We start from the raw sequence: 16,416 nt of genomic DNA on the forward strand, positions 1-16,416 counted from the left end.
ATGCTGCGAGGGAAACAATCATGGTGGTTTGAGAAACGCCCGGTAATTATTGGCGAAGCGACCGTGGTCGGTCCTGATGAGGGAGAAGGTCCGCTTGCAGCCGATTTTGATCTTGTCCACCCTGAACTTGACATGCAGCAAAAAAGCTGGGAGAAGGCAGAGCGGCTGCTGCTGGAACAAGCCTCGGAGTTTGCCATTCAAAATGCCGGCATCGAACGCGATCAACTTCAATTTTTTATTGGCGGGGACTTAATGAATCAAATTATTAGCAACAGCTTTGCTGCTCGGTCGCTGGGTGTTCCATACATCGGAGTATTTGGTGCATGCTCAACCTCGATGGAGTCTTTGGCGCTAGCTTCGCTCTTTGTTAACTCAGGCTCAGCCACTCATGTGCTTGCAGGGACTTGCAGTCACAACTGTACAGCTGAGAAGCAATTTCGTTATCCAACGGAGTATGGCTCACAGAAGCCGCCTACCGCCCAATTTACGGTTACGGGATCTGGCGCAGCTGTTGTGGCTGCTGAAGGTGATGGTCCGGTCGTGGAATGCGCAACAATCGGCAAGGTTATTGATCTTGGAATTACGGATCCATTTAATATGGGTGCTGCAATGGCACCAGCAGCAGTGGATACTATACAAGCGCATTTTAATGACACAGGTCGATCACCTCGTGATTATGATTTGATTGTAACAGGTGATTTGGCCGGCGTTGGACATCCAATCGCAAAGGAATTGCTTATGAAAAACGGCGTCCCGATGAACGAAACCGTGTTCGGTGATTGCGGCCTTATGGTATATGACGTTCAGAAGCAGAAGGTACAAGCAGGGGGCAGTGGATGTGGATGTTCAGCAGTCGTTACTTACGGACATCTGCTTAAACGAATCAAGAAAGGCGAATTAAACAGAATTTTAGTTGTGGCTACTGGCGCATTATTATCGCCTCTCTCGTTCCAACAAGGCGAGAGCATTCCATGTATAGCACATGCTGTTGCCATTAGCGCAGGAGGGAGCAAGCGAATATGATTTTTTTGTGGGCTTTTCTTGTTGGTGGAGGGATTTGCGTGTTAGGTCAGCTGATGTTCGATGTTCTTAAGCTGACTCCCGCACATACCATGGCAACATTGGTGGTCATTGGCGCTATCGTAGACGGATTCGATTTATACGAGCCATTGGTCAAGTTTGCTGGAGCGGGAGCAACTGTTCCGATAACAAGCTTCGGAAATGCGCTCGTACATGGGGCATTAACCGAATTACATTCTCAAGGCTGGATTGGCGTTATCTCCGGTATCTTCAAGGTAACAAGCGCCGGCATCTCTGCGGCGATTATATTTTCTTTCTTGGCAGCACTTGTCGTTAGGCCGAAGGGATAACCATTTATTTACTTAAGTTGGAGGGTCCTGTGGGATCTTCCAATTTTTTTTGTAGCGAAAAAATTTGTGTACTGTAAAGGAAGTACTGTAAAATAGTAGTATTGAATACTAACTCATGCGTTATTTCAGGAGGTAATGAAATGGATATTCGTCCTGCAGACATGCAATTATGCTCTACTATTCTACGAAACTTAGAATCTTGTATCCTCGGCAAACAGGAGGAAATCCAAAGATTGTTGATTGCGGTTGTTGCAGGCGGACATGTTCTGCTTGAAGACGTGCCAGGCACGGGCAAAACACAATTAGTGAAAGCGTTGGCAAAGTCAATAGGCGGTCAGTTCCGCCGGATACAATGTAATCCTGACTTACTGCCGACTGACATAACAGGCGTTTCCATTTACCATCCAAAACAGGAATCATTTTTATTTCGTCCGGGTCCAATAATGGCTAATATATTGCTAGCCGATGAAATCAATCGTGCTACTACGAAGACGCAATCCGCTTTGCTTGAGGCGATGGAAGAAGGGCATGTAACGGTTGATGGAGATACATATGAGCTTCCTCGTCCGTTCGTACTTCTTGCTACCCAAAATCCAATTGAGTTTGAAGGCACATACACGCTGCCAGAGGCACAACTTGATCGCTTCATGATGAAGCTGTCGCTTGGATATCCGAGTGAATCAGACGAGCAGCAAATGGTGCTCTCTAATGAAGGAATACATCCATCGGATCGCATTCAGCAAATGATTAATATATCAGATATGATTCAAATTCAGGACCAAGTCCTTAAGGTGCATATCGATGATGCTGTAGGCAAATATTTAGTTTCTTTGATTAGAGGAACGAGGGAACATGCCAATGTAATGTTAGGCGCGAGTCCTCGGGCAGCGCTTGCGCTTGCAAGGGCGGCTAAAGCGAGCGCATATATTAAGCAGAGACATTTTGTCACGCCTGATGATATAAAAGAACTTGCTCCATATGTTCTTTCGCACAGGCTCCTTCTGAGAATGGAAGCAAGAATGAACGGACTTAAAGCGGAGGATATCATCGAGCAGGTGATCCAGTCCACGAAAGTGCCGGTTCGGCTAGAGCGTTAGTCTTATGACAGCGGCCAAATCTTCAAAGCTGCGTGTGCAGCTTGTCGCAGTCATTTATATAACCAGTCTGTTTTACTTTTTATTTCAAGGCGGCAAAACCGCGATGATGCTCTTCATGATTTTAAATTTATTAATTATTTATTTAGTGCTTGGCAGGTGGAGCGGAATTAACAAGGTTACGGGCAGCAGAGTCTACGCGATGCCCGGAGCAACAGCAATCGATCAATCGTTATCCGCAGGCAGCACCCTTGAAGTAAGCCTTTCGATGAAAATTCCTGGCTATTATCCGCTTCCTTACGTCATTGTTAGAGACCAGCTGCATCGACATAATGGACAGAGACTGGCATTCGAGACTTCCTTTGTACCGAATTGGAAGCGCGCTGGTCATGTCGTCTATCAAACACCTCCTCTGCAGCGCGGCGAGTATCGATTTACTCATACGGAGTGTTTATCTTATGATGTATTCGGTTTGTTCGAGCACTCAGGGAAATTCGGATCGGAGACGGTGCTTAATGTGCTGCCTCAGACGGTTCCGCTTAGGCAGTGGAATGGCATTCAGCGCGGAATACGAGGACCGTATTCTCATGCAATCGCATCACGCTCTGCGAAGGAAACGACACAAATTAACGGCGTTCGTGAATATTTATACGGCGATCGCTTATCTCGGGTACACTGGAATGCAACGGCGAAGACGGGCGAGTGGAAATCTAAAGCCTTCGAGCGTGAGTCATTGCCGCGTACACTCGTTATCCTAGATCGTCATTCGAGCAGCTACAAAGGTGAAGTAGCGACTCGCTTCGAATTAGCTGTATCCGTTGCTGCTTCATTGCTCGAGAACGGTCTAAAGAGTGATACTGCAATGGGTTTGCTCTCAATTGGAGAGTCGATGACATTCATTACTCCTAAATCTGGCATGGATCAACGAAATATGCTGATGAGGCATTTGACCTTTGTTGATGCTAACGCAGCACGGCCTCTGTATCCGTCGCTTCAGCAAGCTGATTCTATGCTCGAAGCAGGAAGTTTTGCAGTCCTTATTACTCCTGAGACAGGCGCGGATGTGATTCGAAGCATGGAGTGGCTCTCTCGCAAAGGAATTACCCCTTGCTTGATTCATATCTCCTCGTCGGTTGATTTACTTAGTCATAATACTTCTTGGAAACGTGTATTGCGCGAACGCGGATGGCCGGTATTTGAAATTCGTCAGCTGCAAGAACTCCCAACTGTATTAGAAGGGAGTGGAATCGCATGAAACAGATCATGAGATCGATTGGCGTTTATTTATCGACGGACTGGTTTGAGAAGCTGAGATTTATATTTATTGCTATTATTCTAGCGAATGCGATTACTATATTTGAAGGCTATTGGTGGGATGAAACGTACACCATTGCCTATTCCACATTATTTGCGGCGGCGGCAATTGATGTGCTAATTCCTCTCCGAAGGAAATATCTTAAGCTTCTTCTTCAAGTATTTGCTGCCATTCTCATTACGACACAATTGGCAAGAATGGATTGGATTGTTGCAAGCCCGCAGCGCTGGCAAGAGTGGATATGGTGGCTGCAAGCCCATCTTGTCCAACTAAATCCATTTATATGGATCAGCGGAGCGATGCTTCTGCTATACGTTCTTTTCAGCATGTGGGCTATAACAAGAATTCGAATGTTCGGTTTCGTAGGGGTAGGTATTTTGCTTCTAACAATCGCAGATTCCTTTACGCCGATCTGGCTTTGGGACGAGGTAGGGATGGTCGTTTTCATTGGGCTGCTGTGGCTTGTAGCAGGCCATTTGTCGCGACTAAAGCGCGAGCATCCGAAAAGTTGGAAAGAGCTAATTGAGTATCCACTGCGATTAATGGTGCCGATTGCACTCGTTTTATCGATTCTCATGACGGTAGGGTTGAATATGCCGTCACTTGCTCCTATCCTTCAGGATCCTTATACGATCTGGAAGGAAGCTAAGGGGGAGAGCGTACAGGTATTTTTAGGTGATAAAGGGACAGATGTGATATCGCCGAACCGATCAGGCAATGCAAGCTCCGGATACAGTAGAAACGACAATAAGCTTGGCGGTGGATTTGAATTTGATTATTCACCGATGATGACCGTTACGACCTCGCATCGCAGCTACTGGCGCGGGGAGTCCAAAGCTTTTTACACGGGTGACGGGTGGATTGATGTTGATCCCGGACTTGCTGGCGAAGAAAATATTCGTATTGTGAAGGGTGAGTTGCTTTCTTCTCAAGACGAGCCGCCAAAATCTGGAGTTACGGAAGTTAACCAGATTGTTACGATGATTCGGAAGGATGTTTATCCTGTTCTATTCGCGGCTGCACCGCTTTCGAAGGTAAACTGGATTGAAAATGAAGGATTGTCTATACCGACAGGCTTAAGATGGGAGCCTAGCTCAGGCGAGCTGCGGCTGCTGAACTGGTCGATGCAAAATCGCAAGTACCCGCAAACGTATTCCGTCACCTCATCTGTACCTGTTCTAGATGAAGAGCTGCTCAGGTCTTCTAAAGCTGGATGGTCAAATGAAGGTGAGGCTTCACGCAATGCTTTTTACTTGCAATTGCCGGAGTCGTTGCCTAATCGGGTTAAGCAATTAGCGGAGCAGGTCACTGCTGAGGCTACTAATGATTATGACAAAGCGAGACTGCTGGAAACGTATCTGAGACTCAATTATAGCTACAATAATTTACCTGATGAATCGAAACTCACCGGATCAGGAAGTGATTTCGTTGATAAATTTTTGTTCGAGCTGAAGGAAGGTTATTGCGATTATTTCTCTACATCGATGGCGGTCATGGCGCGAAGTTTAGGTCTACCGACGAGATGGGTTAAAGGGTTTGCTCCTGGTGCGCTGCCAGCTAGCGATTTCGGTCCTCCAAGTGGTTTTAGGGAGGAAGAAGTAAATCCAAACGGAGCAGGCACGTACACGGTACGAAATTCAGATGCTCACTCTTGGGTGGAAATTTATTTTGAAGGTACAGGCTGGATTCCTTTCGAAGCAACAGCGGGTTTCTCGTTTCCGTATACGTTGCCCGAAGAAGAGGTTGCTGCTGTGCCTGATCTTGAACCCGGCGATAACGATACAGCTGGAGCTGAAGCTACAGAAAGTTCATCGAACTCGAAGCTTTGGGTATGGAGCTCCATATCGCTCTTGATCGTTGCTGCAGCTGCGTGGCTATTTATTCGTCGTGACAAGCTTATCTTTTCTTGGCGCAAGCTCCGTCACGGATCATACACAACAAATGATCGAATGGTGCTTGAGACGCAAAAGCTTCTGCGAATTTGCAAGAAGCGTGGAATGGAGCGCGAAGACCATGAGACGCTGCGCGAGGCCGTATTACGGTGGTCTCAAAATCAGAAGCGGCTGCGTGAAGATTTTAAGGCTGTTCTGAATGGGTTTGAGCAAGCGAAATACAGCCCCGTTATGGCATCATCCGAAGAAGCAGACCGTTTTGTCATTAAAGTACGATCTCTAATTGATCAATTAAGATAACCTTATGTTTTTGTGATTTTGCAGAATAGAGCCCACAACGAAGTGGAAATGATCTGGAGTAAGATTGAAGTTTACAGTATTGTGTTGAACAAATACCGCTTGCCAGAGAAATTGGTAGCGGTATTTTTTTGCAACAAATTTAGTTTGTATGGTATAGTTTCGTAAGATAGCAAGCAGAAAGCAGAGGGATATCCATTATGTTTGAACGGCTGTTGCCGCATATGCGCGTCAATACAGTATATGAAATTAACTTAGATGAGCTGCATGCAAGAGGCGTTCGCGGCATCATTACGGATTTGGATAATACGCTTGTCGGTGCCAAGGAGGCGTTAGCTACGCCTGAGCTTGTGCAGTGGCTGGATTACGTACGTTCTCGGGGCTTTCAGGTTGTTATCGTATCCAATAACAACGAAACACGCGTCGGGAAGTTTGCTGCGCCGCTGAATATTCCATATATTCATGCTGCTCGCAAGCCGGCTGGCAAATCGTTCAAGAAAGCGCTTAGCGTACTCCGCCTTGCACCTGAGGAAACCGTCGTGATCGGAGATCAGATGCTTACGGATGTGCTTGGGGGCAATCGTATGGGGCTATATACCATTCTTGTCACACCAATCGCTCCAGCTGATGAAGGTATAATGACACGAGTGAATCGTCGTATTGAACGGATAGCGTTAAAGCGTTTAAGGAAAAAAGGGTTATGGTATGAGGGGGAAACAAAGTGATGGAAGAACAACTTAGTCAGGCATATGGTTCATGTGCGGGCTGTGGCGTGGCGCTTCAGGTTAAAAGTTCTGATTTGCCAGGATATTTGCCGGAAGCAGCTGTCGGACGCGAACCGGTTATTTGCCAGCGATGCTTCCGCATTCGCAATTATAATGAAGCTTCATCCGTAGCGGTTGATCAGGATGACTTCTTAAGGCTGCTTGGCAGCATCGGAAGTACGGATAGCCTCGTTGTGCATATTGTCGATTTGTACGACTTTGAAGGAAGCTTGATCTCTGGCTTGCAGCGTTTTGTCGGAAATAATCCGGTACTGCTTGTCGTGAACAAAATTGATTTGTTGCCAAAAGCAATGAATGTCAATCGACTTCGGAATTGGGTTCAGAAGCAAGCAAAGGAAGAAGGACTCCGCACAGTCGATGTGGTCCTATGCAGCGCGAAACGGAATATGGGCTTCGAACGGGTAATTGAAGCGCTTGAGCAGTACCGGAACGGCCGGGATGTATATGTTGTTGGTGCGACGAATGTCGGCAAGTCAACCATGATTAATCGTCTGATTCGTGATTATAGCGATATGGAACGTGAGCTGACGACTTCCCGATATCCGGGAACAACGCTCGATGCGGTTCATATTCCGCTTGAGGATGGGAAAGCGATTATTGATACGCCAGGTATCGTATATACGACTCGTATGACGGAAGTTGTGCCACGGAGCTTCCTAGGCTCACTATTGCCGGACAAGCCAATTAAACCGCTCGTCTATCAATTGAACTCGGGTCAATCGTTGTTTATTGGCAGCCTCGTTCGATTCGATTTTGTCGAAGGTGATCGCCAATCCTTTACGTTCTACGTTTCAAATGCGCTCAACATGCATCGCACGAAGCTAGAGCGGGCGGATGAGCTTTACGCGGATCACCGTGGTCAATTGCTCGGAGGGCCTTCGCTTGAAGAACTGGAAACAATACCGGCATGGACTAGGCATTCACTGCGCGTTAAGCGTGGTTTGAATAAGGACGTGTTTATATCCGGTCTTGGCTGGATTCAAGTGAACGGCACCGGCGGAGCCGTCATTGACATCTATGCGCCGAAGGGCGTTAAGGTCATGCTTCGCGACTCGATGATCTAAACACATGGTACTTGGAAGGGGAATTCACTGTGACGAGTATGGGCGCAGGAAACCAAATCGACAGCAATACCCTCTTGTTCGGAGTAATCGGCAATCCGATAAGGCATTCGAAATCGCCTATCATGATGAACCGTGCCTTTCGGGAAACGGGAATTAACGGTGTATACACTGCTTTTCACGTTACGAGTGATCGTATCAGAGACTTCGCGGCAGGTGTTCGCGCAATGGGCATTCGCGGTGTTAATGTTACGATCCCCCACAAGTTGGACATTATGTCCGTACTTGATGAGATCGATGCTAGTGCGCAGGCTATTGGCGCAGTGAATACGATCGTCAACGACGCAGGACGTCTAATCGGATATAACACCGATGGAATAGGTTATGTACGTTCTTTGAAGGAAGAAGCGGAGCGTGAGCTTGCTGGAAAACGAATCGTCGTTCTCGGCGCAGGCGGCGCAGCCCGCGGAATCATTTATGCTCTAGCAAACGAGAATCCCGCACGAATTACGATTGCTAATCGTTCCGTAGACCGAGCAAAAGAGCTTGCGGATTCTTTGCAAAACAAAGTGGATATTGAAGCGATTTCGAATGAAGAGCTGCAAACCGCATGCCAGCAAGCGGATATCGTGATTAACACGACATCTGTAGGCATGTTCCCCCAAACGGAGGAAACGCCAATTGATGCAAGCTGGCTGAAGCCTGGCGCGGTTGCAAGTGATTTAATATATAATCCTTTGAAAACGAAATTTTTGCAGCAAGCAGAGCAACGCGGTTGCCGCATTCACGGTGGGCTTGGCATGTTTATTTATCAAGGCGCATATGCCTTTGAATATTGGACAGGTCAGCCAGCTCCCGCTGCAGCGATGCGAGAAACGGTTCTTGCCTCATTGCAAAGCTGAAACTTATTTTTTTATAGCAGACAAACAGACGAATTATTGAGATGAAAGAAGGAACACTTATCATGCTTACAGGTAAACAAAAACGTTATTTAAGATCACTTGCTCACCATATGACACCGATTTTCCAGGTCGGCAAGGGCGGTACTAATGATCACCTCGTTCGTCATATCGAGGAGGCCATTGAATCGCGCGAGCTCATTAAAGTATCAGTTCTTAACAACTGTCTAGATGATCCTAAGGAAATCGGCGTTGAAGTTGCGAAATCAGCGGGCGCAGAGCTAGTACAAGTTATCGGTAAAACGATCGTTCTATACAAAGAGTCCAAGGATAACAAACAAATCGTGCTTCCTACGGCTGCTCGTAAATAATACTGATCGGGAGTTGCGCGTCCGAATGCAGCTTTTTGTCAAAAAGGGCATACTAGAAGACACGATGGCTGTTAGCGCTTCGATTTTGCTTGATAGGGAGGCGTTCAACAAGTGAGTAAGATAGGTATCATGGGCGGCACCTTCGATCCCATCCATATCGGACATTTGATCGCTGCGGAAATGGCGCGTGAGCAGTGCGGCTTACACGAAGTATGGTTCATTCCGTCATACGGACCACCGCTCAAGGCAAATGAACCAGGTGTTAGCGGACAACGGCGTTACGAAATGGTATGTGGTGCTATCGAGAGCAATCCGTCATTCCGGGCACTTGATATTGAGTTGCAGCGCGGTGGAGTGAGCTATTCCTACGATACGATCATAGAGCTGCAAGGACGTTATCCGAACCATACTTTTTCCTACATTATAGGTTCAGATCGAATTAATGACTTGCCGCAATGGCATCAAATCGAGCAGCTAGCTGCTCGAATATCATTTATTGGTTTAGAGCGTCCCGGCAATCCGGTCAATATCACAGCGCTGCCGATTTTTTTGCAGGATCGAATTAGCTTGATTCACATGCCTGCAATTGAGATTTCTTCCACAGCGATACGAAGCATGGCGAATGCGGGGCAATCTGTCCAATATTTAGTGCCTGACTCGGTGAATAGCTACATGAGGAGGTACAATCTGTATGAATCGTGAGCAAATGATCGAAAAAGTGAGAGCGGAAATGCCTGAGCGGAGATGGCTGCATACGCAGGGAGTTATGGAAACCGCGGTCATATTAGCCAATAGGGTTGGTGAAGATCCTGTACGTGCTGAGCTCGCTGCTATTTTGCATGATGTTTCTAAGTATTGGAATGTTGATCGCATGGAGAAGGTTATTCGTGATCAAGCTTTGCCAGCAGAACTTTTGCTTTATGATAAAGAATTATGGCATGCTCCCGTTGGGGCGTGGGTAGCCGAACATGAATTTGGTGTGACGGACACAGAAGTACTGAACGCTATTCGCTACCATACGTCAGGTCGCCGCGGCATGTCGAAGCTGGAGAAAATCGTTTGTCTAGCTGATTACATGGAACCAGGGCGGGAGTTTCCAGGAGTAGACAAGATTCGCGAGCTTAGCGAGCAGTTTTTGGATCAAGCATTGCTTGCAGGCTTTAATTCTACAATTTCCTTCTTATTAGAAAAGGGAAAACGTATATTTCCGCTAACAATCGAAGCACGAAATAGTTTATTAGAATAATATATAACAGGAGGCTGAGCTATGGCGTTACATTCGGATCAATTGCTTCAAATCACAGTCGCAGCAGCAGAAGACAAAAAAGCGGTGCGGGTTGTTGCTTTGAACTTAAAAGAAATTTCCTTGGTGGCGGATTATTTCGTCATTTGCAGTGGTAACTCGGATACACAAGTACAAGCTATCGCTACCGAAATTCGGAAGCAAGCTGAGAAAAATGGCAATCGAGTACGCGGAATCGAAGGTATGGATTCGGCTAGATGGGTGCTGATTGACCTCGGCGACGTTATCGTTCACGTATTCCATCGCGATGAGCGTGAATACTACAACATTGAGCGGCTATGGTCCGATGCGAAGGTTGTGGAGTTTGCATGAGTTTTGTAGCCGGAACAACATTGACTTTAAGGGTGGCACGCGAAGTGTCGCCCTACGGCTATTTCTTGAGTGATGAAGAATCGGATGTGCTTATGCATTATACCGAGCTTGTTGGCTCAAAGCCGAAAATCGGCGATGCAGTAGAAGTATTTATCTTTTACGATTCTGAGGATCGTTTGGCTGCAACGATGAAGAAGCCGCTTCTCCAACTTGGAGAGCTTGCTCGCCTGAAAGTAGCCGACGTTCATCCAAGGCTAGGCTGTTTCTTAGAGATGGGTCTAGGCAGACAATTGCTGCTTCCGCTATCGGAGCTGCCGGAGAGCATTGAATATAGACCTCTCCCAGGTGACGAAGTATTTGTTGTGATGAAGCATGACAAAATAGGAAGATTAGTTGCCAAAATTGCTTTTGAAGAAGAACTCTCGGAACTCGTATTCTCCGCACCAGAGAGCTGGAATAACCAGTGGGTTGAAGGATGGGTTACAAAAACGCTTCAGCTCGGCTCGTTCGTCATGATTGACGGAGGCGTTGTAGGGTTTGGCGTCTATGGACTTATTCCAAGCGCAGAACGAATCCGTCCGCTAAGACTTGGTGAGCGTGTAAGCGCTCGTGTAACCTTTATTCGCGAGGATGGTAGAGCTAACCTCTCCATGGCGCAGCGCAAGGAAGTAGGACGATTGGAGGATGCAGACCGATTACTTGCTTTTATTAAAGAAAGGCCAGGCGGCGGAATGCCATACTCTGATCAGACAGATGCCGACATTATCAAACAAAAATTCGGTATTAGCAAAGGTGCATTCAAACGCGCTTTAGGCAAGCTGATGAGAGAAAGACTTGTCACTCAGAAAGGCAGCTGGACTTATCTGGCTGAACCGACTGAGGAGACGACGGAGCAAGCAGGAGAGCAAGCGAAAGCTTCGGGCTCCTCAGCTGAAGGAGCTGACGGGCAATGACACGCTCTTATGGACAGTTCGCCACTGTCTATGATCAGCTTATGGAAGATATGCCCTATGCAGAGTGGCTGGGCTTCGCAAGGGCGGGCTGGTCACGTTACGGCATGCCTGCCACTGTCGTAGACCTTGGATGCGGTACAGGAAGTATTTCGATTCCGCTAGCACGTTCAGGTTTCGATGTTTATGGCATTGATTTGTCATCGGACATGCTTACCGTTGCACGCAGTAAGTGGGATGAGAAGCCTCAGGTTGTTACTAGACCGCGATCAGGCTCGATTCGGTGGCTGCAACAGGACATGCGCGAATGGGAGCTGCAAGAGCCCGTTGATGCGGTCATTTCGTTTTGTGATTGTTTAAACTATTTGACCGAGGAAGCCGATATTGAAGCGGCTTTCCGTGCTACGTACGCTGGCTTGCGCAGCGGTGGATCCTTTCTATTTGATATGCATCCGCCTAAGCAGCTCATTCGTTATGCGGAGGAGCAGCCCTTTGTACTTGATGAGCGGGATGTAGCTTATATATGGACATGCGACTTCGAAGAGGAGCGCTGCGAGATCGAACATAACTTAACTATTTTCTCGCGTGATCGCGATTCTAAGTTTTATCGGTTTGAAGAATCACATGTGCAGCGTGCTTACGATCCAGACTGGATCGAGTCCGCCCTATATCGTGCGGGCTTTCAAAAGGTCGACCGTTACGCAGATTTCGAACTGCAGCCGGCTGACAGCGAGTCGGAGCGTTTGTTCTTCGCAGCAATTAAATAATACTATCCAAAAGCGAAAGGTGTCTCATAGAGTCTAATTAGACTTTATGGGAGACCCTTTTTTGATTTTTGGCAGGTTATTCGCAGAAAACGTCACTTTGTGAAGGATTACAATTTGAGTTTGTGGTCTGTAAGCACACATACGTGCTTACAGGGTGGAATCGGCGTATGAGTATGTTCGAAAGTCCGCTATAAGCACACATATGCGCTTACAGAGGCAAAATAACCCTATATTGTGGCCTGTAAGCACACATACGTGCTTACAGGGTGGAATCGGCGTATGAGTATGTTCGAAAGTCCGCTATAAGCACACATATGCGCTTACAGTAGAAAAGTAACCCTAGTTTGTGGCCTGTAAGCACACATATGTGCTTACAGGGTGGAATCGGCGTATGAGTATGTTCGAAAGTCCACTATAAGCACACATATGCGCTTACAGAGGCAAAATAACCCTATATTGTGGTCTGTAAGAACACATATGTGCTTATCGGGTGGGAAACGTGGTGAGAGTAAGCTCGAAAGTCCGCTATAAGCACACATATGCGCTTACAGTAGAAAAGTAACCCTAGTTTGTGGTCTTTAAGCACACATACGTGCTTACAGGGTGGAATCGGCGTATGAGTATGTTCGAAAGTCCACTATAAGCACACATATGCGCTTACAGTGGGAAATTAACCTTAAATTGTGGTTTGTAAGAACACATACGTGCTTACAGAGTGGATTCGTGGTGAGAGTATGTTCGAAAGCCATCCGTAAGCACGCAGATGCGCTTACAGCGGAACAGTAACTCTGGTTTGTGGTGCTTAAGCACATATATGTGCTTACACGGTAGGGTCGAAGTATGATTAAGTTCGTAGCTGTCGATTGTTCTGGGGAATAGAAACATTGTTAACGGCATCTATATCTAGTGTGATTGTTGAAATTTGTCGAAAAATAAGTCGATTGTAAAATTTTATCAATAGCGCTTCGGTGAACGAGAAGTGCTATCGATTTCTTCGATTATTTGCTTGTATATATCTAGATCTTGTGACTCGCAGAACTAATTATTCCCGAAGCGCATCTTTCAATCGACTGTTCATCCCTGCGGAAGCAGATGCTTTTCGTATCGATTCAAGCTTCATTTTCTTGATCGTTTCGGCTATTTGATCTTGGTCTTTTTCAAGTTTTTCGATGTATGCAAGCAGCTCCGGCACCGAATATCCGGCATCTTTGAACAGTTTTTCTAGTATATCTCTTATTTGTTCTGCAGTTGTGTTTACGATGATCAGGACCCCCAAAATATCAATAAAATGTCACTATCACATCATATCCTCATCTGTTAAAATAGTCGAGTGCGCCAAAAAAATAGATTAATATTTTCTCCATAATTTTCATTGACTACTCCTATATATTGATGTAGAATCAAAAACATCAACTACATATTGATGTGGATTGGTGCCTTCAATGATTACCAGCGGTAAATCTTGAACAAGCGCAGCTGACGGAATTGCTAGTCAGAAGCGCTTTTTAATTGCTTGATTACAGTAAGGGAGCGAACGTGTTATGCTAGTCGTCTATGATTCCAAAACAGGTAACGTCAAGCGTTTCATTAAAAAACTGAATATGCGGGCGGTGCCGATTGATGAGAAGGAAGAAGTGGACGAGCCGTTCGTGCTAGTAACATACACAACAGGGTTCGGCCAAGTTCCAGAGAAGGTGACTTCGTTTCTAGAAAGCAACTCTGGCATGCTCCGCGGCGTTTCTGCGAGCGGCAACCGCAACTGGGGACCCGGGTTCGCTAAAAGCGCGGATACGATCTCGAAATTGTACGATGTTCCAGTGATTTTGAAGTTTGAATTGTCCGGTACGAATCAAGATACGCAACATTTTGTCGAAAGGGTGCGAACCATTGAAGCATATTGAATTGAATAACGAATTGATGCAGCGCGGTGCTGACGGATTTTACCAGCTTGATAAAGATAAAGAGGCTGTCGCTGCATTTATGGAAGAAGTGGCTGAGAAGAGCGTGAAGTTCGACTCCCTCAAACATAAGCTAGAATACTTAATCGAAAACGATTATTACGATAATGTATACGAAAAGTATACATATGAGCAGGTTGAAGCTGTGTTTACACTAACGGCAAACAGCGGCTTTGAATTCCAATCCTACATGGCAGCATCGAAGTTCTATAAAGACTATGCGATGAAGACCAACAACAAATCGCAATACTTGGAGCAATATTCCGATCGTGTAGCTATCGTTGCCTTGCATTTGGGCGAAGGCGATGCAGCTAGAGCACTTCGCATTGCTGAAGCGATGATCGACCAACGTTTGCAACCAGCTACCCCAACCTTCCTTAACGCAGGCAAAAGCCGCCGTGGTGAAATGGTTTCCTGCTTCCTGCTTGAAATGGACGACTCGCTTAACTCCATCAACTATGTACTCGGCACATGTATGCAGCTCTCCAAAATCGGCGGCGGTGTCGCTGTTAACCTATCGAAGCTTCGTGGACGCGGTGAGCCTATTAAAGGCGTTGAAGGCGCAGCAAAAGGCATTATGCCGGTTCTGAAACTTATGGAAGATGCTTTCTCCTACGCAGACCAAATGGGACAACGCAAAGGTTCTGGTGCAGGCTACTACAATATTTTCGGTTGGGATATTATCGAATTCCTTGATTGCAAAAAAATTAACGCAGACGAAAAGGCACGTATTAAAACTCTTTCGATCGGCCTAATTATTCCGAATAAATTTTATGAGCTAGCTGCTCAAAACAAACCGTTATTTGTGTTCGGCCCACATTCCGTTCAGAAAGCATACGGCAAGCATCTCGATGATATGGACATGGACGAGATGTATGAAGAGTTGCTCGCTAATGATCTGGTAACGAAGAAAAAAGTAATGAACGCACGCGACATGTTGACAAAAATCGCTTCGATTCAACTAGAATCTGGCTACCCATATATTATGAACAAATCGAATGCTAACAGCGTTCACGCGTTGAAGGATATCGGTTCTATTAAAATGTCCAACCTGTGCACAGAAATATTCCAGCTTCAGGAGACATCAGAAATTAAGGATTACGGTTACGAGGATGTCATTAACCGTGATATTAGCTGTAACCTAGCTTCACTTAATATTGTTAACGTAATGGAGCACAAAAAGGTGAAGGAATCGGTACATGTTGGTATCGAGGCTTTGACGACTGTTAGTGATTTGTCTAATATTGACAATGCACCAGGCGTTCGTAAAGCGAATGAGGAGCTGCATTCCGTAGGACTTGGCGCGATGAATCTGAATGGATACCTTGCGAAAAACAAAATCGCTTACGAAAGTGAAGAAGCGAAAGATTTTGCTGGCGTATTCTTTATGATGATGAACTACTACTCCATTGAACAAAGTATGGAGATCGCCAAAGAACGCGGTATTACATTCAAGGACTTCGATCGTTCGGAGTATGCGAAGGGAACTTATTTCACTCGTTATGTGGAAAATGATTACCGTCCAAAAACAGATCGAGTAAAGGAATTGTTCGACGGTATGGAAATTCCATCACCTGAGGACTGGGCTGCACTCAAAGTTAAAGTTCAAGAACACGGCTTGTACCATGCTTACCGTCTGGCGATTGCGCCTACACAAAGCATTTCGTATATCCAAAATGCAACTTCAAGCGTAATGCCGATCGTTGAGCATATCGAAACACGTACGTATGCAAACTCAACTACTTATTATCCAATGCCTTATTTGGCGCAGGAAAATTACTTCTATTACAAATCGGCTTACAACATTGATCAGTTCAAGCTGATTGATCTCATTGCAGAGATCGGACAGCATATTGACCAAGGTATTTCGACTGTACTGCATGTTAATAGTAATGTGACGACTCGTGAGCTGGCGCGCTTCTACGTTTATGCTGCTCAAAAAGGTCTTAAATCGCTATATTACACAAGAACGAAGCGGCTTTCCGTCGAGGAATGCACGAGCTGCGCAGTTTAAGTTCTATTTAATCGACGCTTACGTAGCA

Annotated in this window: 17 protein-coding genes; 16 read left to right on the forward strand and 1 reads right to left on the reverse strand. The window is 46.0% G+C overall.

Translation table 11 applies throughout. From position 1 onward, the window contains the following. From spoVAD to AC787_RS25760, 14 genes are all read left to right on the forward strand, one after another. A complete protein-coding gene (gene spoVAD / locus AC787_RS25695) occupies nucleotides 1–1,023 on the forward strand; it encodes a stage V sporulation protein AD (RefSeq protein ID WP_054027800.1) in 1,023 nt (340 codons plus the stop codon). Then, nucleotides 1,020–1,370, forward strand: a complete 351-nt coding sequence (gene spoVAE / locus AC787_RS25700; RefSeq protein ID WP_054027801.1) for a stage V sporulation protein AE — start codon at nucleotides 1,020–1,022, stop codon at nucleotides 1,368–1,370. Before spoVAD ends, spoVAE begins: the two co-directional genes overlap by 4 nt. A gap of 140 nt (nucleotides 1,371–1,510) precedes the next feature. Next, complete coding sequence (locus tag AC787_RS25705) at nucleotides 1,511–2,467, forward strand: AAA family ATPase (RefSeq protein ID WP_054027802.1); 957 nt, start codon at nucleotides 1,511–1,513, stop codon at nucleotides 2,465–2,467. Nucleotides 2,468–2,471: 4 nt separating this feature from the next. After that, nucleotides 2,472–3,719 carry a DUF58 domain-containing protein gene (locus AC787_RS25710; RefSeq protein ID WP_054027803.1) on the forward strand — a complete coding sequence of 416 codons (1,248 nt, stop codon included), beginning with the start codon at nucleotides 2,472–2,474 and terminating at the stop codon, nucleotides 3,717–3,719. Further along, nucleotides 3,716–5,971 (forward strand): DUF4129 domain-containing transglutaminase family protein, encoded by a 2,256-nt coding sequence (locus AC787_RS25715; protein WP_054027804.1) that lies wholly within the window; start codon nucleotides 3,716–3,718, stop codon nucleotides 5,969–5,971. The genes AC787_RS25710 and AC787_RS25715 overlap by 4 nt, the downstream gene beginning before the upstream one ends. Before the next feature lie 197 nt (nucleotides 5,972–6,168). Further along, nucleotides 6,169–6,693, forward strand: a complete 525-nt coding sequence (locus AC787_RS25720; RefSeq protein ID WP_054027805.1) for a YqeG family HAD IIIA-type phosphatase — start codon at nucleotides 6,169–6,171, stop codon at nucleotides 6,691–6,693. After that, on the forward strand, nucleotides 6,693–7,817 hold the full coding sequence (gene yqeH, locus AC787_RS25725; protein ID WP_054027806.1) for a ribosome biogenesis GTPase YqeH: 1,125 nt from the start codon (nucleotides 6,693–6,695) through the stop codon (nucleotides 7,815–7,817). Before AC787_RS25720 ends, yqeH begins: the two co-directional genes overlap by 1 nt. Nucleotides 7,818–7,855: 38 nt before the next feature. After that, a complete protein-coding gene (aroE, locus tag AC787_RS25730) occupies nucleotides 7,856–8,716 on the forward strand; it encodes a shikimate dehydrogenase (RefSeq protein WP_054028194.1) in 861 nt (286 codons plus the stop codon). A 62-nt stretch (nucleotides 8,717–8,778) separates the two neighbouring features. Beyond that, nucleotides 8,779–9,084 (forward strand): ribosome assembly RNA-binding protein YhbY, encoded by a 306-nt coding sequence (gene yhbY, locus AC787_RS25735; RefSeq protein WP_054027807.1) that lies wholly within the window; start codon nucleotides 8,779–8,781, stop codon nucleotides 9,082–9,084. 111 nt (nucleotides 9,085–9,195) lie between these two features. After that, nucleotides 9,196–9,786 (forward strand): nicotinate-nucleotide adenylyltransferase, encoded by a 591-nt coding sequence (gene nadD, locus AC787_RS25740; RefSeq protein WP_082361134.1) that lies wholly within the window; start codon nucleotides 9,196–9,198, stop codon nucleotides 9,784–9,786. Further along, nucleotides 9,776–10,330, forward strand: a complete 555-nt coding sequence (gene yqeK / locus AC787_RS25745; protein WP_054027808.1) for a bis(5'-nucleosyl)-tetraphosphatase (symmetrical) YqeK — start codon at nucleotides 9,776–9,778, stop codon at nucleotides 10,328–10,330. The genes nadD and yqeK overlap by 11 nt, the downstream gene beginning before the upstream one ends. Before the next feature lie 21 nt (nucleotides 10,331–10,351). Next, nucleotides 10,352–10,699 (forward strand): ribosome silencing factor, encoded by a 348-nt coding sequence (gene rsfS / locus AC787_RS25750; protein ID WP_054027809.1) that lies wholly within the window; start codon nucleotides 10,352–10,354, stop codon nucleotides 10,697–10,699. Further along, nucleotides 10,696–11,652 carry a S1 RNA-binding domain-containing protein gene (locus AC787_RS25755; protein WP_054027810.1) on the forward strand — a complete coding sequence of 319 codons (957 nt, stop codon included), beginning with the start codon at nucleotides 10,696–10,698 and terminating at the stop codon, nucleotides 11,650–11,652. The genes rsfS and AC787_RS25755 overlap by 4 nt, the downstream gene beginning before the upstream one ends. Further along, nucleotides 11,649–12,416 (forward strand): class I SAM-dependent DNA methyltransferase, encoded by a 768-nt coding sequence (locus tag AC787_RS25760; protein WP_054027811.1) that lies wholly within the window; start codon nucleotides 11,649–11,651, stop codon nucleotides 12,414–12,416. The genes AC787_RS25755 and AC787_RS25760 overlap by 4 nt, the downstream gene beginning before the upstream one ends. Nucleotides 12,417–13,458: 1,042 nt before the next feature. Here AC787_RS25760 and AC787_RS34195 read toward each other — a convergent pair. After that, nucleotides 13,459–13,608 (reverse strand): hypothetical protein, encoded by a 150-nt coding sequence (locus AC787_RS34195; protein ID WP_161807573.1) that lies wholly within the window; start codon nucleotides 13,606–13,608, stop codon nucleotides 13,459–13,461. 349 nt (nucleotides 13,609–13,957) lie between these two features. Here AC787_RS34195 and nrdI point away from each other — a divergent pair, with 349 nt between their 5' ends. Together nrdI and nrdE are read left to right on the forward strand one after the other, a co-directional pair. Further along, nucleotides 13,958–14,317, forward strand: coding sequence for a class Ib ribonucleoside-diphosphate reductase assembly flavoprotein NrdI (gene nrdI, locus AC787_RS25770; protein ID WP_054027813.1), 360 nt, complete (start codon nucleotides 13,958–13,960; stop codon nucleotides 14,315–14,317). Further along, complete coding sequence (nrdE, locus tag AC787_RS25775) at nucleotides 14,304–16,388, forward strand: class 1b ribonucleoside-diphosphate reductase subunit alpha (RefSeq protein ID WP_054027814.1); 2,085 nt, start codon at nucleotides 14,304–14,306, stop codon at nucleotides 16,386–16,388. Before nrdI ends, nrdE begins: the two co-directional genes overlap by 14 nt. Nucleotides 16,389–16,416 lie beyond the last annotated feature (28 nt).

The sequence above is a fragment of the Bacillus sp. FJAT-28004 genome, assembly GCF_001280845.1.
Classification (GTDB): Bacteria; Bacillota; Bacilli; order Paenibacillales; family Paenibacillaceae; genus Pristimantibacillus.

Bases quoted from the DNA above. Each gene is read 5' to 3' on its own strand.
- spoVAD (WP_054027800.1), top strand. From the start codon at position 1: ATGCTGCGAGGGAAACAATCATGGTGGTTTGAGAAACGCCCGGTAATT.
- spoVAE (WP_054027801.1), top strand. From the start codon at position 1,020: ATGATTTTTTTGTGGGCTTTTCTTGTTGGTGGAGGGATTTGCGTGTTA.
- AC787_RS25705 (WP_054027802.1), top strand. From the start codon at position 1,511: ATGGATATTCGTCCTGCAGACATGCAATTATGCTCTACTATTCTACGA.
- AC787_RS25710 (WP_054027803.1), top strand. From the start codon at position 2,472: ATGACAGCGGCCAAATCTTCAAAGCTGCGTGTGCAGCTTGTCGCAGTC.
- AC787_RS25715 (WP_054027804.1), top strand. From the start codon at position 3,716: ATGAAACAGATCATGAGATCGATTGGCGTTTATTTATCGACGGACTGG.
- AC787_RS25720 (WP_054027805.1), top strand. From the start codon at position 6,169: ATGTTTGAACGGCTGTTGCCGCATATGCGCGTCAATACAGTATATGAA.
- yqeH (WP_054027806.1), top strand. From the start codon at position 6,693: ATGGAAGAACAACTTAGTCAGGCATATGGTTCATGTGCGGGCTGTGGC.
- aroE (WP_054028194.1), top strand. From the start codon at position 7,856: ATGGGCGCAGGAAACCAAATCGACAGCAATACCCTCTTGTTCGGAGTA.
- yhbY (WP_054027807.1), top strand. From the start codon at position 8,779: ATGCTTACAGGTAAACAAAAACGTTATTTAAGATCACTTGCTCACCAT.
- yqeK (WP_054027808.1), top strand. From the start codon at position 9,776: ATGAATCGTGAGCAAATGATCGAAAAAGTGAGAGCGGAAATGCCTGAG.
- rsfS (WP_054027809.1), top strand. From the start codon at position 10,352: ATGGCGTTACATTCGGATCAATTGCTTCAAATCACAGTCGCAGCAGCA.
- AC787_RS25755 (WP_054027810.1), top strand. From the start codon at position 10,696: ATGAGTTTTGTAGCCGGAACAACATTGACTTTAAGGGTGGCACGCGAA.
- AC787_RS25760 (WP_054027811.1), top strand. From the start codon at position 11,649: ATGACACGCTCTTATGGACAGTTCGCCACTGTCTATGATCAGCTTATG.
- nrdI (WP_054027813.1), top strand. From the start codon at position 13,958: ATGCTAGTCGTCTATGATTCCAAAACAGGTAACGTCAAGCGTTTCATT.